The organism is Selenomonas sp. ND2010 (genome assembly GCF_000702005.1).
In the GTDB taxonomy this organism is placed as follows: domain Bacteria; phylum Bacillota; class Negativicutes; order Selenomonadales; family Selenomonadaceae; genus Selenomonas_A.
In genome coordinates this window covers 141,110-166,819 of the sequence record NZ_JNKI01000001.1, presented here as the reverse complement: position 1 = coordinate 166,819, position 25,710 = coordinate 141,110, and the positions used below count along the sequence as shown (strand labels likewise).

The 25,710-nt window shown below is 51.3% G+C and carries 25 protein-coding genes and 1 riboswitch; of the genes, 1 reads left to right on the top strand and 24 read right to left on the bottom strand.

All coding sequences use genetic code 11. The features are described 5' to 3' along the window. Positions 1 to 78: 78 nt before the first annotated feature. The 7 genes from T504_RS0100800 to T504_RS0100770 form a co-directional block, all read right to left on the bottom strand. Complete coding sequence (locus tag T504_RS0100800) at positions 79 to 1,230, bottom strand: cysteine desulfurase family protein (RefSeq protein ID WP_033169133.1); 1,152 nt, start codon at positions 1,228 to 1,230, stop codon at positions 79 to 81. After that, positions 1,227 to 1,676: an RrF2 family transcriptional regulator gene (locus T504_RS0100795; RefSeq protein WP_033169132.1), complete on the bottom strand. Its 450-nt coding sequence runs from the start codon at positions 1,674 to 1,676 to the stop codon at positions 1,227 to 1,229. The genes T504_RS0100800 and T504_RS0100795 overlap by 4 nt, the downstream gene beginning before the upstream one ends. Before the next feature lie 88 nt (positions 1,677 to 1,764). Then, positions 1,765 to 3,066 carry a replication-associated recombination protein A gene (locus T504_RS0100790; RefSeq protein WP_033169285.1) on the bottom strand — a complete coding sequence of 434 codons (1,302 nt, stop codon included), beginning with the start codon at positions 3,064 to 3,066 and terminating at the stop codon, positions 1,765 to 1,767. Between the two features lie 98 nt (positions 3,067 to 3,164). Then, positions 3,165 to 3,620, bottom strand: a complete 456-nt coding sequence (gene dut / locus T504_RS0100785) for a dUTP diphosphatase (RefSeq protein WP_033169284.1) — start codon at positions 3,618 to 3,620, stop codon at positions 3,165 to 3,167. Positions 3,621 to 3,701: 81 nt separating this feature from the next. Continuing rightward, positions 3,702 to 3,956: an RNA chaperone Hfq gene (gene hfq, locus T504_RS0100780; RefSeq protein ID WP_033169131.1), complete on the bottom strand. Its 255-nt coding sequence runs from the start codon at positions 3,954 to 3,956 to the stop codon at positions 3,702 to 3,704. Positions 3,957 to 3,992: 36 nt separating this feature from the next. Next, positions 3,993 to 4,934 (bottom strand): tRNA (adenosine(37)-N6)-dimethylallyltransferase MiaA, encoded by a 942-nt coding sequence (gene miaA / locus T504_RS0100775; protein ID WP_033169130.1) that lies wholly within the window; start codon positions 4,932 to 4,934, stop codon positions 3,993 to 3,995. Further along, positions 4,934 to 5,608 (bottom strand): metal-dependent hydrolase, encoded by a 675-nt coding sequence (locus T504_RS0100770; RefSeq protein ID WP_033169129.1) that lies wholly within the window; start codon positions 5,606 to 5,608, stop codon positions 4,934 to 4,936. Before T504_RS0100770 ends, miaA begins: the two co-directional genes overlap by 1 nt. 131 nt (positions 5,609 to 5,739) lie before the next feature. Here T504_RS0100770 and T504_RS0100765 point away from each other — a divergent pair, with 131 nt between their 5' ends. Continuing rightward, complete coding sequence (locus tag T504_RS0100765) at positions 5,740 to 6,435, top strand: thiamine diphosphokinase (RefSeq protein WP_033169128.1); 696 nt, start codon at positions 5,740 to 5,742, stop codon at positions 6,433 to 6,435. Here the strand turns inward: T504_RS0100765 and T504_RS0100760 are convergent. The 17 genes from T504_RS0100760 to T504_RS0100680 form a co-directional block, all read right to left on the bottom strand. Further along, the gene (locus T504_RS0100760) at positions 6,432 to 7,235 is read right to left on the bottom strand and encodes a TrmH family RNA methyltransferase (RefSeq protein WP_033169127.1); all 804 of its coding nucleotides are present in this window, start codon (positions 7,233 to 7,235) and stop codon (positions 6,432 to 6,434) included. The two genes, T504_RS0100765 and T504_RS0100760, sit on opposite strands and share 4 nt — an antisense overlap. A gap of 81 nt (positions 7,236 to 7,316) precedes the next feature. After that, positions 7,317 to 7,670 carry a 50S ribosomal protein L20 gene (gene rplT, locus T504_RS0100755; RefSeq protein WP_033169126.1) on the bottom strand — a complete coding sequence of 118 codons (354 nt, stop codon included), beginning with the start codon at positions 7,668 to 7,670 and terminating at the stop codon, positions 7,317 to 7,319. Positions 7,671 to 7,719: 49 nt separating this feature from the next. Beyond that, entirely contained in the window at positions 7,720 to 7,917 is a 198-nt protein-coding gene (gene rpmI / locus T504_RS0100750; RefSeq protein WP_033169125.1) for a 50S ribosomal protein L35, read from the bottom strand. Further along, positions 7,904 to 8,503: a translation initiation factor IF-3 gene (gene infC / locus T504_RS0100745; RefSeq protein WP_051635109.1), complete on the bottom strand. Its 600-nt coding sequence runs from the start codon at positions 8,501 to 8,503 to the stop codon at positions 7,904 to 7,906. The genes rpmI and infC overlap by 14 nt, the downstream gene beginning before the upstream one ends. A 170-nt stretch (positions 8,504 to 8,673) precedes the next feature. Next, positions 8,674 to 9,183 carry a folate family ECF transporter S component gene (locus tag T504_RS0100740; RefSeq protein WP_072022676.1) on the bottom strand — a complete coding sequence of 170 codons (510 nt, stop codon included), beginning with the start codon at positions 9,181 to 9,183 and terminating at the stop codon, positions 8,674 to 8,676. 65 nt (positions 9,184 to 9,248) lie between these two features. Then, positions 9,249 to 9,347, bottom strand: a riboswitch (THF riboswitch). A 70-nt stretch (positions 9,348 to 9,417) separates the two neighbouring features. After that, positions 9,418 to 10,875: a DASS family sodium-coupled anion symporter gene (locus T504_RS0100735; protein ID WP_033169123.1), complete on the bottom strand. Its 1,458-nt coding sequence runs from the start codon at positions 10,873 to 10,875 to the stop codon at positions 9,418 to 9,420. Between the two features lie 228 nt (positions 10,876 to 11,103). Next, entirely contained in the window at positions 11,104 to 12,615 is a 1,512-nt protein-coding gene (locus T504_RS0100730) for a PTS transporter subunit EIIC (RefSeq protein WP_081823322.1), read from the bottom strand. 48 nt (positions 12,616 to 12,663) lie between these two features. Further along, a complete protein-coding gene (gene nagB / locus T504_RS0100725; protein ID WP_033169122.1) occupies positions 12,664 to 13,425 on the bottom strand; it encodes a glucosamine-6-phosphate deaminase in 762 nt (253 codons plus the stop codon). Positions 13,426 to 13,489: 64 nt separating this feature from the next. Continuing rightward, positions 13,490 to 14,098 carry a histidine phosphatase family protein gene (locus tag T504_RS0100720; protein WP_051635108.1) on the bottom strand — a complete coding sequence of 203 codons (609 nt, stop codon included), beginning with the start codon at positions 14,096 to 14,098 and terminating at the stop codon, positions 13,490 to 13,492. Beyond that, complete coding sequence (gene cobS / locus T504_RS0100715) at positions 14,085 to 14,843, bottom strand: adenosylcobinamide-GDP ribazoletransferase (RefSeq protein WP_033169121.1); 759 nt, start codon at positions 14,841 to 14,843, stop codon at positions 14,085 to 14,087. Before cobS ends, T504_RS0100720 begins: the two co-directional genes overlap by 14 nt. Next, positions 14,840 to 15,853, bottom strand: a complete 1,014-nt coding sequence (locus tag T504_RS0100710; RefSeq protein WP_051635106.1) for a nicotinate-nucleotide--dimethylbenzimidazole phosphoribosyltransferase — start codon at positions 15,851 to 15,853, stop codon at positions 14,840 to 14,842. The genes cobS and T504_RS0100710 overlap by 4 nt, the downstream gene beginning before the upstream one ends. Continuing rightward, entirely contained in the window at positions 15,850 to 16,626 is a 777-nt protein-coding gene (gene eutC, locus T504_RS0100705) for an ethanolamine ammonia-lyase subunit EutC (protein ID WP_081823321.1), read from the bottom strand. The genes T504_RS0100710 and eutC overlap by 4 nt, the downstream gene beginning before the upstream one ends. Then, the gene (locus T504_RS0100700; RefSeq protein WP_033169120.1) at positions 16,623 to 18,020 is read right to left on the bottom strand and encodes an ethanolamine ammonia-lyase subunit EutB; all 1,398 of its coding nucleotides are present in this window, start codon (positions 18,018 to 18,020) and stop codon (positions 16,623 to 16,625) included. Before T504_RS0100700 ends, eutC begins: the two co-directional genes overlap by 4 nt. A gap of 15 nt (positions 18,021 to 18,035) precedes the next feature. After that, positions 18,036 to 19,436, bottom strand: coding sequence for an ethanolamine ammonia-lyase reactivating factor EutA (locus T504_RS0100695; protein ID WP_033169119.1), 1,401 nt, complete (start codon positions 19,434 to 19,436; stop codon positions 18,036 to 18,038). 2 nt (positions 19,437 to 19,438) lie between these two features. Beyond that, complete coding sequence (eat, locus tag T504_RS0100690) at positions 19,439 to 20,830, bottom strand: ethanolamine permease (protein WP_197018651.1); 1,392 nt, start codon at positions 20,828 to 20,830, stop codon at positions 19,439 to 19,441. Positions 20,831 to 21,088: 258 nt separating this feature from the next. Continuing rightward, positions 21,089 to 23,215, bottom strand: coding sequence for a PTS sugar transporter subunit IIABC (locus T504_RS14360; RefSeq protein WP_081823320.1), 2,127 nt, complete (start codon positions 23,213 to 23,215; stop codon positions 21,089 to 21,091). A gap of 353 nt (positions 23,216 to 23,568) precedes the next feature. Next, the gene (locus tag T504_RS0100680; RefSeq protein WP_033169118.1) at positions 23,569 to 25,623 is read right to left on the bottom strand and encodes a methyl-accepting chemotaxis protein; all 2,055 of its coding nucleotides are present in this window, start codon (positions 25,621 to 25,623) and stop codon (positions 23,569 to 23,571) included. Positions 25,624 to 25,710 lie beyond the last annotated feature (87 nt).

Here is a 25,710-nt window from a genome sequence, read left to right as displayed (position 1 = left end):
CTTGTCATTCTGTCACTATGCAAAAACTCCCCCGTTTCCGAGGGAGTTTATCGCTAACTGTATCATTATGCCTTTCGGTCAGACCGACTGTTTCCGTATCGAGGCGACAGTCATCTTCAAAGCTTCCACCAAACGCTGCAACATATCTTTGGTCGTATAACGGCCCAACGTCACGCGAATGGCCGAACCAGCCCTATCCGCCGACTGCCCCATTGCCGTCAGGACATGCGAGGGCATAAGGGAACCCGCACTGCAAGCGCTGCCTGCCGAAACAGCAAAACCCGCCATATCGAGGCGGATTAACAACGTATCCTGAGCGATTCCCTCCACACCGAAATTCACATTTCCGGGCAAGCGGTACTCTTCATCGCCATTAATCCAGCACCTCGGAATCGTCTTGATTTCCGCCATCAGCCAATCACGCAGTTCGGACAGCCGCTCCCATTCCGTTGCCAGTTCTTCCCGTGCCAGGGCTGCTGCTTTGCCGAGGCCAACGATGCCTGCTGTATTCTCAGTTCCTGCGCGCATGTCACGCTCCTGCCCGCCACCATGAACCAGTGCATCGGGCATAAAGCCACGGCGCAGGTAGAGCGCACCTATGCCCTTCGGGCCGTAGAGCTTATGCCCCGAAAGGGACAGTGCATCCACATGCAGCTCCGCAACAGAAAGCGGAATATGTCCAGCAGCCTGCACGGCATCCGTATGAAAGAAAATCTGCCGTGCCTGCAGCATAGCGCCGATTTCCGCAATCGGCTCGATGGTGCCAACCTCATTATTGGCCGTCATGATGCTGACGAGAATCGTATCTTCGCGCAAAGCCGCTTCCACAGTTTCCCGCTTGACACGGCCAAACTCATCCACGGGCAGATAGGTAACGGAAAAGCCCTGCTGCTCCAGCCAGGCACAGGCATTTAACACCGCATGGTGTTCCACCTGACTCGTGATGATGTGATTGCCTTTGCCCGCGCGGCGAAGCGCAAACGCCATCCCCTTTAGAACCCAATTGTCACTTTCACTGCCGCCGCTTGTAAAAAAGATTTCCGCCGGTTCCGCCTGCAAGAGGCCTGCTACCTGTTCCCGAGCCTTGGCCACAGCCGCCCTGGCAATCCGTCCATAGGAATAAACACTGGACGGATTCCCGAATTGCGCAGAAAAGTATGGCAACATGGCTTTAAGAACCCGTTCATCCACCGGGGTGGTAGCAGCATAATCCAAATAAACGGGGTTCATCGTGCACACCCCACATGTTTGCTTCCCTTATCGTTATCCACCAGTGTTTGGAGCGTGATACTGCCAAGCACTTCGCTGATGCTGTCGCAGACCTTCTCCCAAATGCCGCGGGTCACGCAGGCGCAGGCCCGTTTGCACGGCTGATCTTCGGCACTGGCTTCTGCCAACAGGCAATCCACCACCGCAATCGGCCCTTCCACCGTCGTGATGATTTCACTGATTGTGATATCCTTGGGCTCACGGCCGAGCATATAGCCACCCTGAGCCCCGCGGATGCTCTTAACGAGCCCCGCCCGCCGCAGCGGCAGCATCAGTTGCTCGAGATAATTCTCGGAAAGCCCCTGCCCTTGGGCAATATTTTTCAGTGGCAACGGCCCCGTACCATAATGAAGTGCCAGTTCATAAAGAGCCGTCACACTATATCGTCCTTTAGTTGAAATCTTCATGGTTCACCTCATTTGCTTCTCGAAGAAGCTACGAATAGCAGTTTTGTCCAATAATATGCAACCAATATAACAGAAACCCCTGCATCTGTCAAAAACGTTCCGGCCAACAGCGATGAAGATATTCACGCAACTGTTTTTCCCTCCCGTTTGTTGTGGGTTCATAATAATGTGCGCCCGAAAGTTCTTGGGGCAAATACTGCTGCTTGGTAAAATGCTCTGGATAGCTGTGCGGATAGATATATTCCGTGCCATGACCGAGCTTAGCCGCTCCCTTGTAATGCGCATCACGCAGATGCATCGGCACCGCCCCGCAATTTTTGCTGCGGACATCCTGCAGCGCGGCATCGATTCCCATATAGGCTGCGTTGCTTTTCGGTGCCGAAGCGATATAGCTCACAGCCTGCCCCAAAACGATCCGTGCCTCAGGCATACCGATGAACTGCACGGCCTGCGCCGCATTCATCGCCACGACGAGCGCCATAGGGTCGGCATTTCCCACATCCTCGGATGCGCAGATAACCACGCGGCGCGCGATGAATTTGACATCTTCGCCAGCCGCAAGCATCCGCGCGAGGTAATGAAGCGCTGCATCCGGGTCGCTGCCGCGCATGCTCTTGATGAAAGCCGACACCGTATCGTAATGATTGTCGCCCTTCTTATCGTAACGCTGCACGCGCTGGCCAAGGATCTCCTGCACCATATCCATCGTGATAGTACCACCATTGGGCGGCAACATCGCGGCTGATCCCTCGAGAATGTTAAGCGCCATGCGGGCATCACCGCCTGCAAGCTGGGCAATGCCGAGCAGCACCTCGTCGCTCACAGCAAGTGACTGGCCACCGAGTCCGCGCTCCGTATCCGCAAGCGCCTGTCGCAAAATTTTCACGAGCTGACCATCGCTTAACTGATAAAGCCGCACAATACGCACGCGCGAGAGCAGCGCATGGTTGACTTCAAAGAATGGATTTTCCGTCGTTGCACCAATTAGAATCAAACGGCCATCTTCGACATAGGGCAGCAGCACATCTTGCTGACTCTTGTTAAAGCGATGAATCTCGTCGATGAATACGATGGTTCGCTTCTGATAGTATTTGCGTTGTTCATCAGCCTCCTTGACGATTGCGCGGATATCCTGAATGCCAGACGACACGGCATTTAATTTGCGAAACGAGCTCCCTGTCATGCCCGCAATCATCTGCGCCAGCGTCGTCTTGCCCGTCCCCGGCGGTCCATAAAAAATCATCGAAGAAATCTGGTCGCGTTCAATCATCTGGCGCAGGAAACGCCCCGCACCTACCGCTTCCTGCTGACCGATAAACTCCTTGAAATTGCGCGGCCGCATGCGCTGAGCCAAGGGTTCAAACGGCCGTGCCGCCCCCATTGTTGACATGTCAACGTTTGACTGGTCAACTTTTGACATGTCATTTTTTGACCAGTCAGCTGACGCTGGCATCGCAAACAAATCCATGCCTTCCTCTGCCATATTACTCACGCCTTTCCTGTCGAGCCAAAGCCGCCCTGGCGGACAGCTCCCTGACCTGCCACATCTTCATCCGCCGTCAAATACTTCTGGAAAATTCCCTGCGCAATGCGCTCGCCCTTTTGGATGACAAAAGGCTTTGTCCCACGGTTCCAAAAAGCGATAAAAATATGACCTTCGTTATCTTCATTATTATAATAATCCGAATCCACTACGCCCACACTGTTCATAAGTACCAGCTGATGTTTGATCGCCATGCTCGAACGAATGTGAATCATCAGTACCTCATCGGGCTGCATAAAGGCCTTAACGCCCGTGGGAACCATCGTAAGCTCGCCCGGTGGCAGTACGGCATCTTCGCCAGCTTCGATATCGTAACCAGCGCTGGCCGCAGTCTTGCGCTGCGGCAGGTGAATCCCCCTTCCCTGCCACGTCGACACGCATTCAAATCCTCTTGTTTTCATCTTGCCATCCTTTCTCCTGCGCATCCGACAGGCACCAAAAAGGACCTCCCCCAAGGAAGGCCCTCCTCTAATCTATCTTCCTTATTCTTCGCCTTCGCGTTTTTCAACCCCAAACACTCCACTAACAGGACGTGCCGGCGTAATGGTGGAAATCGCATGTTTATAAACCATCTGCTGTTTCCCCGAGACATCAAGAACGACAGTAAAATTATCGAAGCCCTTGACGTTTCCTTTAATCTGAAAGCCATTGACGAGGTGAATCGTTACCGCAACATTTTCCTTGCGGACCTGATTCAAGAAACTATCTTGCAGATTGATTGTTGGTTTTGCTGGCATATTAATCCCTCCATTATGGTTCTCTAGTAATAAATTCTACCCTGCGGGAAAAAATCCTGCAACCTCCTGCAAAACATCTGCCAATAGTTCCGCTTCGCTAAGCTTATCGGCCGCATACCAATGGATATAGGGCATCTTCCGATACCAAGTGAGCTGCCGCTTAGCAAAGTGACGCGTGGATTTCTGTATGAGCTCTACGGCCTCTTCCTGGGACATTTCGCCAGCCAGATACGCCGCAGTCTCCTTGTAACCGATTCCCTTCATCGCCTGTTCCTCACGGGTTATTCCCGTCGCTAAAAGCCCTTGAACTTCGGCGATGAGGCCAGCTTCAAACATAAGCTCCACCCGCTGGTTGATGCGCTCATAGAGTCCCTGGCGCTCCCGGTTAAGGCCGATTACCAGCGCATCGTAGCAAAGTTCGCCTTCATCGGCCACTTTGCTTTGCGAAATCTTTTCGTTGCCAAAATGAGCAACCTCCAACGCCCGGACAATGCGGCGAAAATCATTGGGATGAAGCCGCGCTGCCGCCTCAGGATTTACCTCGGCAAGCATCTTATGAACGTATTCATGCCCCTTCTGCTCTCCCAACCGCTGCAGCTCTTCGCGATACGTATCATGACCGGCGGTTTCATTAAACGCGTATCCTTCCAGCAAAGCCTTGACATACAAACCCGTACCGCCAGCAAGAATCGGAATTTTTCCCCGTTCATTGAGCGCGTGGATAATCGGCCGCGCCTGTTCGATAAAGTCCGTGACGTTGAACGTTTCATTCGGTGGCAGGATGTCTACCAAATGATGGACAACCCCCTGCCGTTCCGCCATGCTCGGCTTAGCCGCCCCAATATCGAAACCGCGATATACCAACATGGAATCGCCCGAGATGATTTCCGTATCCAATTGTTTGGCCAGCTCAATCGAAAGAGCCGTTTTCCCCACAGCTGTGGGCCCTAATATTACCAGTAACTTGTCTTTTGCCATTAAAGCTCAATCTCACTACCTGGGTCAACCACATGAACCTGCGCCCGTGACATCGCCTCAGTAATCTCTGCATAATGCTTGACATCTTGGTTAATGATTGGCCAGGTGTTGTAATGAACCGGAATGACATGACGGGCATTTAACCACTGCGCGGCCAGGGCCGCATCCTCAAGGCCCATGGTGTAGTTATCCCCGATTGGCAGGATCGCATAGTCAAGTTCGTCCTTACGTCCGATAATCTGCATATCGCAAAAGAGCGCCGTATCGCCAGCAAAATAAATCTGCAGGCCGCCCATATAGATGACAAAACCGCAGGCAATGCCGCCCGCAACGCCAGAACTATGCTTTGCCATAGTCATGCGCACCTTGCCAAAGGGCAGATGAATCGATCCGCCAAGATTCATCGGATGCTGCTTCAGTCCTGGCACCCGAGCCTCGCATACACCGAGGACTTCCGGCGTGCTCACCAGCTCTGCCCCCGTGCGGCCCGCGATCTCCGGCGCATCGCCCAAATGATCGCCATGCGCGTGAGAAATCAAAATGAAATCACACTCCACCTCTTCCATCTTAATGGTGGCCTTCGGATTTCCCGTCAAAAACGGATCAACCAGCACTTTGTACTGTCCATCATCTAACAAAAAACAGGAATGTCCATAATATTTGAACTTTACCATAATGTATCAGTCCCCTTTTGGTTGCTCCTTAAAAATTTACGTGCTATGCTATACACGATAAACTTATTATAACATACTTATCCATTCACCGAAAATCATTTCCCATTCCACGCTAGTATCGAGGTATTCTCATGGAATTTCCACAATTATCGTTATCCTATTCTTCCTATTCTGCTCGCAATAACCCCTGGCTTCTCATCACAGGAGGCCGGGCACCTGCGACATCCTGGCTCACCCAATTGCGGGGATTCGACCGTTGCTGGGCTGCTGATCACGGCATCGATGCCTGCCAGCAGGCAAACCTTGTCCCCGATGTGCTGCTAGGCGACGGTGACAGCGCCAGCCCCCGATCCTGGGACTGGGCCAAAACCCTTGGCGTTTCCCTCAAAGAATATCCTGTAGCCAAGGATTTCACCGATACGCAGCTGGCACTAAAGCTGATGATTGAAGCAGGCGCCCCTGCCATCATCGTGACCGGTGCCTTCGGCGGACGTTTCGACCACGCCTACAGCACCATGTTCAGCTGTGCCAGTCTCGACATCCCCTGTGCACTGATTGACGAATCTGAGGCCCTAATTTATGCCCAGCCAGACCAATCCATAACTCTGGCTTTCGCGACCATTCCCAAGGCCATCTCCCTACTCCCCTTCACAGAAAGCTGCTCAGGCGTGACCATCAACAATGTCCGCTGGCCGCTGACTGATGCGACCTTAACGCAACAATTCCCCCAAGCCGTTAGCAATGAATTGCTGACCGGTCAAACGGACTTATCCATTTGCGTAAAAACTGGCAAACTCGGCGTCTACTGCTATTGGGAAGCGCCTTAAAACTTTCGCTGTCTTACGGCTTCGTACAAAACGACAGCCGCCGAAACACCCACATTGAGCGACTCAGCTTCCCCATACATGGGAATATAGGTTTTCACCGCCGTTTGGAGAAGCTCAGCGGATACACCATTTCCTTCATTACCGAATACAATCGCACACCCCTGCCGAAAATCCTGGACAAAGTGCGGCTTAGCAGAGGCATCGAGCGCGGTAGCATAAAGTGTCACGTTTTGACTTGTCAAAAATTCCTGCAGTTCCACAGTCGTCGCCTCCGTGCAGACAGGCAGATGAAACAAACTCCCCATCGTCGAGCGGACTGTCTTATCGCCAAATACATCCACGGAACCCTTCAGCAGGATTACGCCATCAGCTCCCACCGCATCAGCTGTACGGATAATCGTTCCAGCATTACCTGGGTCCTGCACGCCATCGAGAACTACATAGATAGGATTTTCTCCCGCCGCCAATTCTTCCAGGCGGCTTTTCTTTTGCTCTACCACGACCAAAATTCCCTGAGGGGTATCTGTTGCACTGGCTTTCTGGTAAACCGCAGCCGGCAGTTCATAAAGGCTTACGCCTCGGTTGGTAAGCGTCGCGCAGAGTTCTTTTCCCCGCGCCTGGTTCAAGAGCTCCGGCGTATAAAACCCATAGCGGATATTCCAATCCGATGCTGCCGCCATTTCCACCAAGCGAATCCCCTCGGCGATAAACAGCCCCTCTTTGTCGCGATGTTTGCGGTTGTGGAGACTGGCGGCCAGCTTCACCTTTTTGTTGGCAGGACTATCGATTCTCTGCTCCATGCTTTATCCTCCAAATACAAGAAAAGGGCTGACAGAACCAACGGTTCCATCAACCCTGCATCTTCATTTCAAACCTATTAATTACAGGTTCTCTTTAGCAACAGCAACGAGCTGAGCGAATGCTTTCTCGTCGGAAACTGCCAGGTCAGCCAGCATCTTGCGGTTAACCTCAACGCCAGCTTTCGTCAGGCCGCAAATCATACGGCTGTAGGAAAGACCGTTAACGCGTGCAGCAGCGTTGATACGAGCAATCCAGAGACGACGGAAATCGCCCTTCTTCGCACGACGGTCAGCACGTGCGTAGTAGAGAGCCTTCATTACGGTCTCGTTAGCTTTTTTGAACTGTTTGCTCTTCGTACCTTTGTAACCCTTAGCGAGCTTCAGGATTTTCTTATGACGTCTATGTGCAGTCACGCCTACTTTTACTCTTGGCATGTTTTCATCCTCCTAATAATCGGTTTCGTAATCCAGTCAAATTTCGCGATTAAGCGTACGGCATCATTCTCTTAACGCGGCCATAATCTGCAGCCGTGATCAGAGAAGCTTTACGCAGGTTGCGTTTACGTTTCGGAGATTTCTTCTCCAGAATATGGCTCTTGAAAGCCTTGTTACGTTTGAATTCACCACTACCCGTTACGGTAAAACGTTTTGCAGCAGCTCTGCGAGTTTTAATCTTTGGCATTACTGTTTTCCTCCTTAGACTGAGTCTCTTTCGACTTCTTTGGTTTCGATGCTTTCTGCACTTTCGGTGCAACAATCATCGTCATATTTTTTCCTTCAAGTTTGGCATTGCGCTCAATCGAGACGCTGTCGCCCAGCCTTTCAGCTACGCGGCCCAATACCTCTTTGCCGAGTTCCGGATGAGAGAGCTCTCGTCCGCGGAACATGATAGTCACTTTGACTTTATTTCCTTCTTCGACAAAGCGAAGAGCATTCTTCAACTTGACGTCAAAATCGTGTTGTTCAATGTTCGGGCGAAGCTTAACTTCCTTGATGCTAATAACCTTCTGTTTTTTCTTAGCCTCTTTCTCCCGTTTCTGCTGTTCGTATCTATACTTACCAAAATCCATGATACGGCAGACCGGCGGCTTTGCCTTCGGAGCTACCTCAACGAGGTCCAGATGCTGCTCCTCCGCCATGCGAAGTGCCTCACGCGTCGGCATGATGCCGAGCTGCTCACCAGTTGCACTGGTTACGCGTACTTCGCGAATATGAATTTCTTCATTGATGCGTAACGAATCTCTGCTAATAGTAGAACACCTCCTGATGTTTTATGTTTATAAACAAGAAAGAGGCGGCACAAAGCCACCTCTAAAAAACTCATGCTATAAACCCAGCTGACCTATGCCAGTAGGTGAGAAGCGGTGGCTCCTTCTTGTTCACGACTCTGTTAGTTTACCATACCCCAGCCAAGCTGTCAAATCTTTTTTCGGCTTCCTTACGATTTTTGCAACCGCCAAGCTGCTGCCGGCCGGTATACCAGCAAGAATAAACTGATTTCCAACGGATAGCACAGGATATTTTTTACAAGCCGTCCCATAAAGATGGCCGAAGCTGCCTTATCGTAAAACAACGTAAGCCACAAGGTATTTAATCCCAGATGAACAAAGACCGCCACCAGTAAAAAAGGCAACCAGGTATTTTTCCACCCCATAGGCGGTTTATTATGGAAGAAAAATCCATAAATCCACCCCGTCAGAAAATCCGACAACATAAAGCCTGGAAAGAAAACGCCAAGGCCCAGCACTGCTGTCCCCAGAAAATTGGCCAAAGCACCAACCAATCCAGCCCGCCAAGGGCCGAACCAGGCGCCATACATCGCCAGCGGCAAAAAACCAAAGGTGATATGGATAAACACCGTCTGAATGGAAAACACATAGGTGAGCAAGATGATAAAGCTGATGCTAAAGGCACCATAGACCATCGCCCGCACTTTATCCTGGAACATGAAAAGACCTCCTTCATGCAAAAACAAGCGTTGTTGCACGATTGAGAGGTCTTATTCTCAGATGCAACAGCGGGATGCAGCAAATGTACCGCAAGTCAAAACTTTTCGTCCGGATGGCAACTCCCCGTCCATCTGGCACTTAACGCACATTCGCTTACTCTGTTACAGATATTTATCTGTACGCCCTCAATATAGCACGCACCATTCATTCCGTCAAGAATCCCCACGTGCATTTTACAGGATAATGCCCAGCCATTTCCAATACGTTGACGCCATAAGCAAAATAAGACTGTAGGCAATCAGCGTAAGGGGGATTCCCGTCTTGATGAAGGTCTTGGCTTCAAAAGTTTCCGTGCCAAAGGCTACCATATTCTGGGGCGCATTGACGGGCAAAATGAAACCGAAACAAATCACATACTGCAGGATAAGCGTCATCCCCACCACATTGAGCTGCGAATGTTCCGCTGCTCCCTGCAACACCGATATAACGATAGGAATCATGGCCGCTGCCAAGGCCGTAGCACTGGCAAACCCCAAATGAATGACAATCAAAAACATCGCCAGTATCGCTATGATCATAAAAGCCGACGTATGGTAAAGACCAAACAACGATACAATCACATGAGCAATCCAGGCCGCCGCCTTTGTCGAAAGCACCGCTGATCCCAGGCTTATGCCAACGCCAAACAACACGAGAGTTCCCCAGCCGATTTTTGCCTGCGCCTCTTTCCAAGTCATGATTCCTATCCCTGGGAGCATCATAATGGTAATCGCCGCCATCGTCGTCGAGGACGTATCGAAGTTATGCAAAATCTTTTCGGTAGACCACAAGAATAACAAAATCAACGAAACCACCAGCAGCTTCTTCTCACTCAGCGACATAGGGCCCAACGCCTTTAGCTCCCGGGCCACCGTTGCCTGTCCGCCCTCAATTTCATCCATCTCTGGCGGCACCAATTTCAGCAGCAGGAAGTAAAGCACCACACTCATGATTACCGCAAAGGGAGCGGCCGTGATAAACCAGTCCATCCAGCTTACCGTTGTTCCCAGCTGTTTTTCAATAAAATCCAGCGCAATCATATTCTGCGCCGCTGCCGTCTTGATACCTACATTCCAAATACTGTCAGCCTGGGCAATCGCAATCATCATCACAGCTGAAAAGCGACTTTTGAGCGGCACTCCAAAGGCCGAAATGATTCCCATGACGATGGGCACCATACACGACACGCGCGCAGTGGTACTCGGCACAAAAAAGCTCAGGATAAAACCGACCAGGATAACTCCAGCCAAAACATTTTTCGTCTTGGCACCAATTTTCGAGAGAATAAATAATGCCAACCGTTTATCAAGCCCTGTTTTCATCATGGCCGCTGAAATAAATAGTGCCGCTCCTACCAGTGCCAACGCAGGACTTGAAAACCCCGACATCGCCAGCTTTAGCGCGCCAGATGTTCCCAGTGTCTTATCCGGGTTCATCATATTGGGTGCCGTTCCCAACAGAAAAGCCATAAGCGAAATAATGATAGCCGCCGACACCGGATACGAAACCGTCTCAAACATCCAAATCACGACGGAAAACACCAGCACCGCCAACATCCGATGTCCAGCAGTCGACAAATCCGGCGGCGTCGGCAATAATAAAATGAACAACAAAGTCAACAGCCCCAAAGGCAAACCTATCTTTTTTCGCAAATTACATTCGCCCTTTCAAAAAAAGGGCACATCATGCCCGGGAAAATATTTCCCTTACACGATGTACCCCATTGTACTTATGCTATATTGTTTTTTTATAGCTTCTATGCTGTTTTGTATATGATACAATAACAGATAAATAATGTCAACGTCATATTTGTAACTTCGTAAACAAAAAGGTTCAACCCCTTGATAAAGAGCTGAACCTTTTTGCGTTCCCTGCTATTCTTAAAAACTCAAAACTTCTTCTAATTCATTTTTGATAACCGTTACCTGCGGCCCGTAAATGACTTGAACGCCAGTACCGCTTTGCAATACACCACGACAACCGCTCTCTTTAAGCATCCGCTCGCTTACCAAGCTGCCATCCTTGACTGTTACCCGCAAACGAGTCGCACAACAATCCAGCTCAACAATGTTAGCCTGACCGCCCAAGCCCTTTATGATAAGATCTGTGCGCTTCGCATCCTTGTCGCCAGCTGCTGACGAAGCATCCACACCCTCTGCGGCCTCATCGTCATCCTCTCGGCCCAACGTCTTGAAATCAAACTTCAAGATAAGGTATTTGAAGGAGAAATAATAAAGGAAGAACCACGGAATCCCCACCATCGGAATATACATCCAATTGGTTTTATCATTCCCCTGCAGGATACCAAACAAAATCAAGTCGATGCAGCCTCCCGAGAATGTCTGCCCAACGGTAATCTGTAAAATATGCGCCAGCATGAAAGCACAGCCATCAAAGAATGCATGCAGCACATAGAGCATCGGAGCTACAAACAGGAAAGAAAACTCAATCGGCTCTGTAATTCCTGTCAAGAAGGAGGTGAGTCCTGCCGAAAGCAGCAAACCACCGACCAGTTTTTTCTTCTCCGGCTTAGCCGTATGATACATGGCCAGGCAGGCTCCTAACAAACCAAACATCATCGTGATGAACCGGCCAGACATGAAGCGGGAAATACCGATGTAATACTGCGAAGTATTCGGATCGCCAAGCTGCGCAAAGAATATTCGCTGCGTTCCTTCTACCAACTGGCCCTGAATGACTTCCGCACCACCCAGAGCTGTAGTCCAGAATGGCAAATAGAAAATATGATGCAGTCCGAACGGTCCCAGCATACGCAAGACAAAACCATAGATAAGGGTACCGATATATCCCGTCGACTCCACCAAGCCGCCCATACCGAAGATGAGCTGCTGAAAGTGCGGCCAAACCACAAACATGAACATCCCTAGGAAAATAGCCGAAAACGAAGTAACGATTGGCACGAAACGTGAACCGCCAAAAAAGCCTAGGAACTGCGGCAATTCAATCTTATTGAAGCGGGCATGCAACAAATACGTCATAATACCAACGGCTACACCGCCGAAAACACCCGTTTCCAAAGTCTGAATCCCCAGCGACATGCCCTGGCCAACACCAGCCAAATTATCTTCAGCCAAAGTCCCCGTTATTTTGAGCAGCGCATTGATGGTAGAATTCATAACCAGCAGTGCCAGTGCCGCTGACAACCCCGCCGTCCCCTTATCCGAACGCGCCAGGCCGACGGCTATGCCAATAGCAAACAGGATTGCCAAATTGGCAAAGACCACATTGCCGGCAGCTGCCATGATGGCAAATATATTCTGCAGCCAGCCAATATCCAGAAACGGATACGCCTTAATCGAATTTGGATTCGACAAAGCTCCGCCAATCCCCAACAGGATACCAGCTGCCGGCAAAACCGCTATCGGGAGCATAAAAGATTTCCCAAAGCGCTGTGCCTTAGCAAATAAAGATCCTCCTTATTATTTTCTGGTTATATTTACTCCGCGGATAGCAGCAGGCAGCAAGGATGCCGCCTCCTCATCCACGATAACCGCAACATCCCGGTGCAGCTGCAGGATTGATGCCGGCGCCTCCGGCGTCACATCACCACATACTGCTTTATAAACTGCCTTGGCTTTGTTTATCCCATTGGCCAACAGGATAACATGCTCCGCCATCATAATGGTTTTTATCCCCATGCTGATCGCATAACGAGGCACTTCACTGACACTGGCAAAGAAGCGGGAATTTGCCTGTATGGTTTCCTCATCGAGTTCCACCTTATGCGTGGTCGCGGCAAATTTCACATCGGGCTCATTGAAGCCAATATGTGCATTCTGCCCGATGCCAAGCACTTGTAAATCGATACCGCCTTTAGACTCAATCAGTTTTTCATAACGCTCCCCTTCGGCAATCATATCTGCCGCCATTCCATCTGGAAGATATACATTTTCCGGACGAATATTGATGTGCTTAAAAAAATTCTCCTGCATGAAATAATGATAGCTTTGCGGATTATCAGGACTCATGCCGATGTATTCATCCAGATTAAAAGTTGTAACCTCAGAAAAATCCAGCCCGACCGTCTTATGGACTGCCACCAGCCGCTGATACATCGAAACCGGCGTACTGCCCGTTGCCAGCCCCAAAACACTATCCGGTTTTAAATAAACCTGCCCAGCCACAATATTAGCCGCTTCTTGCCCCATTTTTTCATAAGAATCCGTAACGATTATCCGCATATTATCACTCCGTCCCGCCTAATGTCCATTACCACTACACCCTTAATTATGCTATTATTTTTTCTTAAATGCAATGCGGCATAACTTGCAATTCTCCCGGCGAAATGCGCAGACGCCAAAAATCGTCCCAAGGACGCGCCGCAGCGAATAGGCGAATAACTTTTAACACACCGCCATGGCTGACCACCAACAAATCCTGCTGCCGTTCCACAGCAAGCTGCTGCCACTTTTGCCAAGCGGCTATGACGCGCTCCGAAAACAGGCGAAAACTTTCGCCCTGCGGATAGCAAAAGTTCTGCCAATCGTTGCAAAGCCGCTGGCAGGCTGCCGGGTCCTCATGCAGCAAATCTTCATAGCGTCTTTTTTCCCAACGGCCAAAATCGATCTCCTGCCAATCCGACTCAACGAAAAACGCCCCCCTAAGTCCAGCAGTCTCACGGACTATAGCCGCCGTATGCCGCGCCCGCTCCAAGGGACTGGTAACCAGCAGCAATTCCCGGCCCGCTTCTTCCCGTAATTTTTGCAATTGCTTCCCAGCACTTACCGCCTGCTGACATCCCTTTGCCGTCAGCGGACAATCCGTGCGTCCATAGTAACCGCCCCGCACGTTCCCCACGGCTTCGCCATGACGGAGGAAATAAACCGTTAACCGATAAGAGTCAAAGCCAGCCATGATAAGCCCCCAGACAGCAAAGCCCCAGAAAAAGCATCTCACTCAATTCGTCGCCAGCGCCAAGGGTATCCCCCGTCATGCCTCCCAATATCCCTGTTATGTAATAGGTAAAAAGCCGTTGCGAAACAGCCACTAACAAATAAGCCAACAGCAGCCAAATATTTTCTGTAAGAATAAATACCAAGAACGCCCCCATGCCTACCGATACTAGCACACGCCCCCAGGTAACCTTTCCAATAAACAAATTGCCCAAACCCTCTTTGCGCGCATATTTCGACAACATCAACAGCGGATTACAGGCCCGCGCAACAGTCGGCAGCAAAAGAATCACGACGGGTATAAGCGTCTCCGGCAACAGCAAAAGCCCATGATACCGCGCCAAAAACACTAACAGCAAAGCACAAGCACCATTGGTCCCCAAACGACTGTCCTTCATGATTTCCAGCATGCGTTCCCGCTTACGGCTCGAATAAATGCCATCGCAGGTATCGGCCAAACCATCGAGATGGAACGCTCCCGTCAGGAACAGATTGGCCCCCATAGCAAAGAACACGCCTGCCACCGGCCCCGCGAGGAAACTTCCCAGCATATACGCCAGGGCATTTATCCCGCCGATAATAAGCCCCACCAGCGGCAACCAAATAATTGCCCTGGACAGCATCCCCTCCTCAAAGGGGATCTGCCAGGGCAAAGGCAAACGCGTAAAAAATTGTAACAGTAAGACAAAAGAACGCAAACTACTCATTTGGCGGCACCACAACTTTCTAATAATAATTCGTCCATTGTTTTCATGTTATAAACAGTATACAACATTGTCCGCAACATGGATAGTCCAAGGATTGCCCCAGTTCCTTCGCCGAGCCGCAGTCCCGCCTGTATAGGTACCTCGTCAGGCCGAATGCCCGCCGCTTGCAGAGCGTAAAGCATCCCTGGTTCCTGCGACATATGAGAAGGAATTGCCATGGCGCAAACCGCTGGCTCGATGCGCGCCGCACAGGCCAAAGCCACTGCTGTGATAAAACCATCGAGCATAAAGGGGATTTTTCGTTCGTGGCAGGCCATCATCGCACCGCAAAGTGCCGCGATATCAAAACCACCCACACAGCGGATTATCCCCTGCGTTGCTTTCATCAGCGGACGATATTTTTGAACCGCTTCGTGAATGACCTCCCGTTTGCGCAAAACGATCTCTGGATGACCAGGATTTGCCCCATAGCCAGTGATTTCCAGCAAGCTTGCTCCCGTAAGCGCATGCAAGACTGCCGTCGAAGTCGTAGTATTGCCAATGCCCATCTCCCCGAATGACAAGAGATTGCAACCAGCTACCTGCGCTCGCTGCACCATTTCGGCGCCGACGTCATAGGCCTGCCAGAATTCCCGCTCCGTCATCGCCGGGCTTTCCAAAAAGTTTTTGGTTCCACGGGCCACCTTGCGATTCAGGCCAACCGCCTCCCCGCTGTTTATCCCTACGTCCACTACCGCATACGGAACGTTCTGGGCTTTGCAGAAACAGCTGATAGCCGCCCGTCCCTCAACCATATTCTTGGCCTGCAGATACGTGATGGCCTGTTCCTGCCGAACTACGCCAGCGGTAACCACGCCGTTATCGGCCGCAAAGATATAATGATACGGTTTTATCGTCTCATGAAAATCCGACCAGGCACGAAACAATTTCCGCGCCTGCTGTTCTAAAATCCCAAGACTCCCTGGCGGAATAGCCATTCTCGCCGTCATACGTGCTGCTGCATCCATCATATCTTCAGATCCACCCCACTTTTCTTTTCCCTCATAAGCACTTCCGTCAAGTGAACGACCTGAGCCCCTGCCTCCAACGGAGGAATGCCCTGCTCATAGATATTCGAAACCACCGTCCGTTGGGACTCCGGCTTCTTGCTGCTGGCTTCATAAGCCATATAAACGCTCATGCTTTCGCCTGTGGCCAGTCCCGGCCGCTCGCCAATCAACTGGATCGTGACCGTTGCTCCCAACGCTTCACTGATTTTGTCCATGGTAGCCACGCGGCTGTAGCGCACGAAAATCGGTGTTCCCACGCGATACCCTTTTTCTTGGAACCCATCCATCATGATGGCATAAATATCCTTGAGATTTGCATTTATCGCAAAACCGCTCAACCCATCGGCAATCACGAGCTGCACATCGGGATTATGGATGCAGTCCCGTTTTATAGCCGCCATGGTTCCTGCCGAAAAAAGCCGCCCTCTATCGGGCCGCCGCACATATTCTTCCTTGTTCTGCACCAAAGTCTGAACTTTGTAGAACCCCATTTCATCGATCAGCGTCTCATCGATATCCGTCCATACTGCATCCTGTGCGATTGCATGGTCTGCGCGAAACTTCAGCAACGTTTCCGTCCGATAGCGGTCTCCTGCACGGCCGACGCCCAAGCGCGCATTGGTGGTCTTCTTTAACCGCTTTATCATCGCCAGGCTATGCGGATGTTCGACGAGAACCCGCTCCTTCACTTCTGGCAGCGATATATCGCTTACAAATTCTTCTGTCTCATTCATACGGCCATACCTCCCGACATCATCGCATCCCCCGTAAAGAACAGGGACGGGTCTCCGGCCTTTGCCGTAAGATTTCCCGCTTCATCCAAAATCTCAAGTTCCTGCATGCGCCGAGCAAATTCCGCTATAGGCTTTTTGCCCGTCAAGCGCCGCAGGGATGCCACATCATGATAACTCGTCGTCTGATACATCAGCATCACATCGTCGCCACCAGGAATCCCCATGATGTAGTTGCAGTCTGCCATCGCAAGCATCATCGCCAGATTTTCCAAATCATTCTGATCTGCCCGCATGTGATTGGTGTAACAAACATCGCAGCCCATGGGAACCCCCGTGAGTTTCCCCATAAAATGATCTTCGAGCCCGGCCCGTATCATCTGACGGCCATCATAGAGATATTCCGGCCCGATAAAGCCGACCACCGTATTGACAAGAAACGGATGATACCGTTTGGCAAAGGCATAACAACGGGCTTCCATTACCAGCTGATCGGCGCCATGATGACCATCCGAAGAAAGTTCCGAGCCTTGCCCTGTCTCAAAGTACATGAAATTCTCCCCAGCGGAATGCTTCTTTTCCCGCATGATGGCATAGGCTTCATCCATCAAGGCCACATTGATGCCAAAAGCCCGACTGGCGACTTCTGAACCGGCCAAACTCTGGAACATCAAATCCATCGGCGCAAGGTTCTTTTCCAGCACCTCCATCTGGGTGGTGACATGCGCTAGTACGCAGTCCTGCGTAGGAATCTGCCATTTCTGCGTAAACGTGTCAAACTCCCGCAGGATGCTGGCAACACTATCGATAGTATCGACTGCCGGATTGAGACCAATGACTGCATCTCCCACGCCATAGCTGATACCTTCCATGACGGAGGCCATAATGCCCGCGGGATTATCCGTCGCGTGATTGGGCTGCAGCCGCGAGGAAATGGTTCCCGGCCGGCCAATAGTCGTATTGCAGGTAGCTTCCACCGTAAGCTTGCGGGCAGCATATACCAGATCCATATTGGACATAAGCTTGGTCACGCCTGCGACCATCTCTGCCGTAAGCCCCGGCCGGATGGCACGGACCTTCTCTGGCGTCTCCCGCAGCAAAAATTCACGAAACTCTCCCACGGTATAGCCTTTTATCTGCTGATAAACCGTATCGGACACAGCATCCTGGTCTGCCCGTGTGATGTCATCCTCTTCATAAGCGACCACGGGATTTTCCCGCAAGTCTTTTAGCGTCATATTGGCTAATACCACCTTAGCCGCCACCCGTTCCACATTACCGCTCGCTGCAATACCAGCCAGCATGTCACCGGATTTTTCCTCATTTGCCTTGGCCAGTACCTCCTTGACATCCTTAAAGGAATACGTCTGACCAAAAAGATTTGTCTTTAATTTCATCGCTATTGCCTACTTTCAACTTTTAAAAATCAACGTCTTGACCACCACTGGAACGGTTCCGGCGACGGACCTGCCCACATCGATATAATCCCCCGGCTGTGCCTTTATGCGGTCAAGACAGATAACCTGCCTTCCCTTTCCTCGGTGTTTCAACAAAAGTCCCAGTGCCTTAGCAAAGTCCTGTTCCATGACAACGAGCAGGATTTGCGCGTCATTCTCCGTTGCCCTAAGCAGCCCATCAGCAAGGTTTGCCAAATCCACATACGAACTTCCTGCTGGTCCAGCCAATGAAATGGCCACCTGCTGTCTTTGGGGATAAACATCCCGCTTCAAGCGGTACTCCTCTTTCAATGCAACCGGACTTTCAAGATGCTCCAAACGGATAACCGGGATATTCGTAAGCGGCACCAGCGCATCATCCAGCATGACGGTACTGCCACTCAACCGCACCGCATAGCTTCCCGCGCCGATAACCGTGGCACGGATGCGTTCCCGCGAATTAAGGAGCTTCACTTGTGGCTGTGCCGAAAAAGCCCGCCAAAAGGCCACCCCCACCAACGGTCCGATGTCTCCATACCGCAAGACGTCCTCCCAGCACATCACAGGGGCGTCATGAATATACTCTGCTACCCCACCGGAAAACATCACCGCATTCAGTTTGCCCAGCCGTTTGCCATGACCGATATAAAGACCTCGTTCCCAAGGCTCCAGCGGTTCATCGAGGCAAATTCGCCGGCAGATATCGGCAAACTGCCCGGCTAATTTTACGAGCTCGGCCAGCTCGGCTGCCCTGCCCACCTGCAGGCGCAACCCCATCGCCGCCATCAATGGCTTAAGTCGTGGAGAAATATACGTCACGGAATGGTCGGCTGATAGCCGCACCAAGCGCCCGCCAATATCCAAAGCAAAAGCATCCTGCAGCTCGCCACCTAAAAAAACGGCCACATTAGTCGTACCACCGCCAATATCAAAATTAGCCACGGTTGCCGGATATTTTTCCGAATAATCCGCCGCCCCAGCGCCATACCCAGCCAATACCGACTCCAAGTCCGGGCCAGCTGCCGCCACGACAAAATCGCCAGCAGCGGCGGATAACTCTTCCACCGCCAATCTGGCATTTTGTTTGCGCGAACTCTCACCCGTAATAATGACAGCCCCGGTGGAAACATCTTCCCGCTTGACCTTGGCTCTTGCATACTCGGTAAGCAGCAGCCGATCCAATGCCTGGGCATCAATATTGCCATCATCTCTCAGCGGAGTAAAATACACGGGGCTCTTGTATAGGACTTCCTTTTGCGTGATTTTCACATCAGGCACCGCCGTATAAGAATTATCTTCCAGCCGCAAACGGCTGAAAATCACCTGTGAAGTAGTCGTTCCAATATCGATGCCTGCACTGAGAATTTCCTGCGCCATCGTCAAGCTTCCTCATCGAGAGCATCGAGCACACCAAACTCCTCATCAAACGGACGGATATGCTTGTTGCCATACAAGAAATAATACGCAATAGCCACTACATAAATCCCCACTACATAGGGAAGGACCTCACTCGATGCCATGACAAGGCTCACGAGGCAGAACACGGCCATCATGGCACTTATGACCGGAATCAAAAGACTTGGCACCTTGAACGGCCGCGAAAGAGCCGGTTCCTTATGCCGCAGGATAAAGAACGAAATCAAACTCGTCAAATACATGACCACGGAACCATAGCAAGCGATCGTAATGACCAAATCCGTAAGTCCCGTAAGCGCCGTAAACAGGCAGACAATGCCCGGCAGGATCAGCGCCCAAACCGGCGTATGATGTTTCTCGTCAAGATGGGCGAGAAATTTCGGCAAATACCCCGTACGGGCCATCGCATAAGTCTGACGCGAATAGCCAACGATGATGCCATGCAGCGACGCCACCAGACCGAAAAGACCAATACCACTCATAAGCAGTACCGGCAGGGAACCTTCTCCATAAGCCGCACTAAGTGCCAGCGGCAACGGGAAATCAACCGCAGCAACGGCATCCACATCGGCTACGCCAGCCGTCAAAAACAGTGTGAGAATCGCCATGACCAAAAGCGTTGCCATACCACTCAAAAAACCTTTCGGAATATCATGCTGCGGATCGACCATTTCCTCGGCACTCATCGCACCGCCTTCAATCGCCAAATAAAACCAAATCGCAAAGGGCACGGCAGCCATCAAGCCATCAAAGCCATGCGGCAAAAGCGGCGTAGTGGCAACGCGGGCCATATCAAAATGCGGTGCCGCAAGCCCCCAATAGATTACGAGTCCCATTAGCGCGATAACCGTCACCGCCAGTTCAAATGTCGCCGAAGTCTTCATGCCTAAATAGTTCAAAAAGATAAAGAAGAAAAATGCGGCTACGGTTGCCACCATCGGGTCAATGGCTGGCAATAACGCGTGTACATAACCACCAACAGCTAGCGCAATAGCCGGCGGAGCAAAGACAAACTCGATAAGGCAGCTGATACCATTCAGATAACCGCCGAATTTCCCCATTGCCCGGCGTGCGTATGCCGACGGGCCGCCTGCATGCGGAATGGCTGTCGCGAGCTCCGAATACGAGAGAATAAACGTCACATAAAAAATCGTTACCGGAATCAGTGCCAGTGCGAGGCCCATGACACCACCAGCGGCAAAGCCATAGCTCCAGCCAAAATAATTGCCGGAAATGACAAGTCCTACCGCTAAAGCCCAAAGATGAATCGGCTTTAACACCCGCGTAAGATTTTCCTCACGCTTCCCTGCCATCTCCTGTGTTACCGTTATTGTGCTTCCATGTTCCATGCTCATACTTATTCCTCCTATCGCACAAAAGCCAGCCTGCTTTGCCGATGCCTTTGGACATCCGCAAAACAGACTGGCTCCTCTGCCTGAAGTATTCCATTCTTATCATCAAACAAAAAGACGCCTGACCAGAGGCTGGGCCCAGCCTCCAATCAAGCGTCATTGCTATCTTGATGATGTAGTAAATATATCATACAACATAGCTGCTGTCAAGAACACGTTTTACACTTTTATCTCGACCAGCACAATATTATGGCAATCCAATCAATAGGAAGCTACTGCATCCAAAGCTTTGACCCCATAGGATTTTTCTACATGGACAGCCTGACCGCCCGTGAAGATTACGAGGCAGACATCCGACGGAGCATTCGCCTTGACATAGTCGAGGTCGACCTGCATGAGCTTGTCGCCCTTCTTGACCTGCTGGCCCTGCTCGACGAAGACCTCAAAGCCCTGGCCACCGAGTTTGACGGTGTCAACGCCGAAGTGGATGAGGAACTCCGTACCGTCAGCTGCCTTCATGCCAATCGCATGCTTCGTATCGAATACGAACATGACCTCGGCATCGCACGGAGCAACGACATTGCCATCAGCCGGAGCAATGAAGAAACCATCGCCCATCATCTTGCCGGCAAAAGCATCATCCGGAGCTTCCGTAATGGCATGGGCCGTACCAGCGACCGGCGCATAAAACTCATGCTCACCATGAGCTGCTGCCGGAGCCTCAGCCGTAGTTTCTGCCTGCTCCTCTACTGCCGGAGCATCAGCCTCCGGCTCAACATCCGGAGCCGTAGCCAGATACTCTTCGAGGTTCGATTTGATAACGGCAACTTTCGGTCCATAGATGACCTGGACACCCGTACCTTTGACGATAACGCCCGAAGCCCCCGTAGCCTTCAGGAGTTTCTGATTGACGAGCTCCGAATCTGCTACCGAGCAGCGCAGACGCGTTGCGCAGCAGTCCACCGACGTGATGTTGCGCTTGCTGCCCAGCGCGCGGGCAATAACCGGGCTGAGTTCATCGCCAGCACCAGCAGCGCCCTCTTTGCGGGCCTTGACATCAGCTTTCGTGTAAAGCTTCGTCTCTTCATCGTCATCCTCGCGTCCCGGCGTCTTGAAGTTGAACTTCTTGATGAGGAACGAGAACGCGAAATAATACAGGAAGAAATAAACGATACCAACCGGGATGATGAGCATCCAGCTCGTCTTATCATTGCCCTGCAGGATACCGAAGATAAAGAGGTCCAAAAGACCACCCGAGAACGTGAGGCCGACAGCGATATTGAGCATGTGCGCAATCATATAAGCGGCGCCAGCCAGGATAACCTGAACACCGAAGAGCATCGGTGCAACGAACAGGAACGAGAACTCAATCGGCTCCGTGATACCCGTGAGCATCGACGTAAGCGCTGCCGAAAGCAGCAGGCCGCCAGCGACCTTTTTCTTCTCCGGACGAGCGCAGCGGTACATAGCAAGTGCAGCACCCGGCAGACCGAAGATCATGAAGATGAACTCACCGGAGAAATAACGCGTAGCGTCAGCACTGAAGTGAGCGACATTCGGCGAAGCGAGCTGCGCAAAGAAGATATTCTGACCACCCTGTACGAGCTGGCCATCGATCATCATGCTGCCGCCAACGCCCGTCTGCCAGAACGGCAGATAGAAGACATGGTGCAGACCAAACGGAATCAGTGCACGTTTTACGATACCGAAAATCAGCGTACCGATGTAGCCCGTGCCCGTAACGACATTGCCCAGACCGAAGATGAGGTCCTGGACCACCGGCCAAACAAACGTCATCGCAATACCAACGAACAGGAAGACCACCGTCGAGATAATCGGAATGAAACGCGAGCCACCGAAGAAGGACAGCGCATCCGGAAGAACAATTTTATGATAGCGATTGTGCAGGATAGAAACGCCGATACCAACGATGATACCGCCGAAAACGCCCATCTGCAGCGACATGATGCCGCAGCTCGAGGCAATCGTACCCTCGAGCACGCCCGGGGCAATCGAGCCATCAGCCAGGATTTTTCCCGTCAGCTGGAGCATTGCATTACAGGAAACATGCATGACAAAGAAAGCAATCATCGCAGCCAGTGCCGCAACTTCTTTCTCGGCCTTTGCCATACCAATGGCTACACCAACGGCAAAGATGATTGGCAAGTTGCCAAAAATCGTACCGCCGGCAGCGCTCATAACCGTCAGCAGGGAATGGAGCACGGTTCCATCCCCAAAGATGGCTTCCAGTCCATAGGTCTTGATGGTCGTCGGATTCGTAAACGACGCACCAAGGCCTAACAAGAGACCTGCAATCGGCAGAACTGCAACTGGCAGCATGAAACTGCGGCCAACGCGCTGCAGCACGCTGAAAATTTCGTCTTTCATTAGACACATCCTCTCTCGTCCAATAAAAAAAGCATTTACCTGCTATTTAACCCGAGTACCATAGCAGATAAATGCTTATTACCGGACACACCTTAAAATATTTACCGCAGTTATTATAACATAGCCGCGTAAAATACATCAAGGCACGTACCGCAAAAAAAGACTTTCGAAGCTAAAATTGGAACGCTGTTACAAAATCATTGTTCTTTTCGCATTTTTTTATGAATCAGCCAACCATTTGCGTGACCGATACCAGATTTCCAAAGACAGTTGTTTTCCTCTTTTGACAAAACGACAAAAAACAGCGCATCTCCGAGGGTATCCTCAGGACTGCGCTGCTTTCGTTTTAAGGATTATAATCTAAACTTCTCCATCTCGGCCTGCAAATCGCCAGCCAGCTGGGCCAGACTGCGGGCTGCATCGGAAATCTCGTGCATGGAAGCACTCTGCTCCTCGCCTGCCGCCGATACAGACTGGGCTTCATCGGAATTCTTGCCGCTGGTCGCCGCAATATTGTTGCTGGCCTGCAGCATCGTTTCGTTCTCTTCTGCCATCTGCTCAATGCCCTTGGCGATGGTCTGGATTTTATCCGTCAGCTGATCGATGACCGCAACGATTTCCTGGAACGCGCCATCGGCAGACTGTACGGTGCTGATGCCTTCCTGCACGCTCTGCGCCCCACTGGCACTGGCCTCAACCGCCGACTTCATATCCTGCATATTGGCCTGTACGAGCTGTGCAATCTGCTGCGAAGACTGATTGGAACTTTCCGCCAGTTTGCGGACCTCATCCGCCACTACGGCAAACCCGCGTCCGGCTTCGCCAGCCCGGGCTGCCTCGATAGCAGCATTGAGTGCCAGAAGATTCGTCTGCTCAGCAATACCGGTAATCATCTGCACGATGTCTGCAATCTGCTGGGAACTCTTGTCGAGTTTTTCGATGGACTGCTGAATGCTGTCCGTGCTGGCAGTGATATTATTCATCTGCCTTACTGCCTCCTGAATGGACTGGCGCCCATCGGTAATCTTCGCCTTGGCAGCCACTGCATTATCCAGTACCATCTTGGTATCACCGACCAGCTCTTTGGCATGTGCCGTGACATCTTCCGCCGTAGCCTGGATATTGCCAGCCTCTACCGCCTGCTCGCTGGCGCCTTCGGCGATATTGACGACGCTGTCTGCGACCATATGCGAAGCCTGTGCCGACTGGTCAGCACTTGCCGTAAGCTGTTCGCTGGCCGCAGCCACCTGCTGGGACATATCGGTTACATGGCGGATAACCTTGCGCAGGTTCTCGATCATATGGTTGAGCGAGCCGCCCAGAGCGCCCATTTCGTCATTGGCTGCGACATTGACATGACCAGTCAGGTTGCCATCGGCAATCTGCCCGGCCTCCTCCATCAAGTGTCCGATGGGGTTGCCTACCCGGCGGTTGAAAATACCGATGAGCACGACGCAGAGTATCAGCATGACGATAAGGGCCATGACGATGCTCGTGTATTTCGCCTGCGTAATCGGGCCCGTATAATCAGATTTCGGTGCGACAAGAACCAGATTCATATTGTCGATAGCAAGCGGCACCATCATCAGATAGCTGTCCTCGCCCAACGCATCGCTTTCTACCAGCGTCAGTTCCTGGATACCAGCAGCCTGCTTGCCCAGCGCTGCCACCGACGGATTGGACTCTTCACTCATCTTGACCTTCATGTTCTTGTCGTTATCCTTATGGCCAAGATAGTAACCGTCCTTGCTGAGCAGGAAAGCATAGCCATGTTCGCCTACTTTGATGCTCTGTACATAGTTTTCCAGCTCATCGATACCTACATCCATCGTGATGACGCCGGCGGCTTTTCCATTCTTGGTAAAACCGCAGCTGCTGGTCAGCATATTCGTCCCGGAGGTATCATCATGATAGGGTCCATCCCAGAAAACCTTGCCAGGATTAGCCAGAGCCTCTTTGTACCAAGGATAAGAAAAATAATTATAGCTGGCCGTGCTGTACTCCATCGTCAGCTCGATCTGGCTGCCCTTGCGCATCTGATAAGGACCGTAGAATTCCATTCCCTCCTGATAAGCGTTCGGCTCAAACCAATAGCCACTGCCGAGTACCAGCTTATCCGATTCGATAAAGCTCTTGGCGGTCGCGAGCAAAACCGTATTGTCATAGCCTGCCATATTGCTTACCGCACGGGAAAGGCCTTCGCCCTTCTGCTCAATCTGCAGCAAGCGCTGATCGAGCTTGGCAGCAATCCCCTGCCCCTGCTGTTCCAGCGTAGCTTTGACTTGCGCTTCCATACCTTTTTGGAATTGCGATACATTGATGAATGTCTGTATCGCTAGCAAGACACCCGTAATAACGACAATACATGTTATAAACAGTGTCTTGATACTGCCTTCTGGTTTCCTCATGATCTCCTCGTCCTCCCTTGTTCCATTGAACAATCACATCCTTTCCCTTACTGGATTCTACGGAGGACTTGATTTTCCTGCATAAAT

Excerpts from the sequence above, each read along its gene's own strand:
- T504_RS0100790 (WP_033169285.1), bottom strand. The coding sequence starts at position 3,066 with ATGTCAACAATGGGGGCGGCACGGCCGTTTGAACCCTTGGCTCAGCGC.
- hfq (WP_033169131.1), bottom strand. The coding sequence starts at position 3,956 with ATGCCAGCAAAACCAACAATCAATCTGCAAGATAGTTTCTTGAATCAG.
- rplT (WP_033169126.1), bottom strand. The coding sequence starts at position 7,670 with ATGCCAAGAGTAAAAGTAGGCGTGACTGCACATAGACGTCATAAGAAA.
- T504_RS0100680 (WP_033169118.1), bottom strand. The coding sequence starts at position 25,623 with ATGAGGAAACCAGAAGGCAGTATCAAGACACTGTTTATAACATGTATT.
- dut (WP_033169284.1), bottom strand. The coding sequence starts at position 3,620 with ATGAAAACAAGAGGATTTGAATGCGTGTCGACGTGGCAGGGAAGGGGG.
- T504_RS0100760 (WP_033169127.1), bottom strand. The coding sequence starts at position 7,235 with ATGGAGCAGAGAATCGATAGTCCTGCCAACAAAAAGGTGAAGCTGGCC.
- eat (WP_197018651.1), bottom strand. The coding sequence starts at position 20,830 with ATGAGCATGGAACATGGAAGCACAATAACGGTAACACAGGAGATGGCA.
- T504_RS0100730 (WP_081823322.1), bottom strand. The coding sequence starts at position 12,615 with ATGCTCCCGATAGCGGTTTTGCCGGCAGCTGGTATCCTGTTGGGGATT.
- eutC (WP_081823321.1), bottom strand. The coding sequence starts at position 16,626 with ATGAATGAGACAGAAGAATTTGTAAGCGATATATCGCTGCCAGAAGTG.
- T504_RS0100765 (WP_033169128.1), top strand. The coding sequence starts at position 5,740 with ATGGAATTTCCACAATTATCGTTATCCTATTCTTCCTATTCTGCTCGC.
- rpmI (WP_033169125.1), bottom strand. The coding sequence starts at position 7,917 with ATGCCAAAGATTAAAACTCGCAGAGCTGCTGCAAAACGTTTTACCGTA.
- T504_RS0100700 (WP_033169120.1), bottom strand. The coding sequence starts at position 18,020 with ATGAAATTAAAGACAAATCTTTTTGGTCAGACGTATTCCTTTAAGGAT.
- T504_RS0100710 (WP_051635106.1), bottom strand. The coding sequence starts at position 15,853 with ATGATGGATGCAGCAGCACGTATGACGGCGAGAATGGCTATTCCGCCA.
- cobS (WP_033169121.1), bottom strand. The coding sequence starts at position 14,843 with ATGAGTAGTTTGCGTTCTTTTGTCTTACTGTTACAATTTTTTACGCGT.
- T504_RS0100695 (WP_033169119.1), bottom strand. The coding sequence starts at position 19,436 with ATGGCGCAGGAAATTCTCAGTGCAGGCATCGATATTGGAACGACTACT.
- T504_RS0100800 (WP_033169133.1), bottom strand. The coding sequence starts at position 1,230 with ATGAACCCCGTTTATTTGGATTATGCTGCTACCACCCCGGTGGATGAA.
- T504_RS0100740 (WP_072022676.1), bottom strand. The coding sequence starts at position 9,183 with ATGTTCCAGGATAAAGTGCGGGCGATGGTCTATGGTGCCTTTAGCATC.
- T504_RS0100720 (WP_051635108.1), bottom strand. The coding sequence starts at position 14,098 with ATGGCTGGCTTTGACTCTTATCGGTTAACGGTTTATTTCCTCCGTCAT.
- T504_RS0100770 (WP_033169129.1), bottom strand. The coding sequence starts at position 5,608 with ATGGTAAAGTTCAAATATTATGGACATTCCTGTTTTTTGTTAGATGAT.
- miaA (WP_033169130.1), bottom strand. The coding sequence starts at position 4,934 with ATGGCAAAAGACAAGTTACTGGTAATATTAGGGCCCACAGCTGTGGGG.
- T504_RS14360 (WP_081823320.1), bottom strand. The coding sequence starts at position 23,215 with ATGAAAGACGAAATTTTCAGCGTGCTGCAGCGCGTTGGCCGCAGTTTC.
- T504_RS0100795 (WP_033169132.1), bottom strand. The coding sequence starts at position 1,676 with ATGAAGATTTCAACTAAAGGACGATATAGTGTGACGGCTCTTTATGAA.
- nagB (WP_033169122.1), bottom strand. The coding sequence starts at position 13,425 with ATGCGGATAATCGTTACGGATTCTTATGAAAAAATGGGGCAAGAAGCG.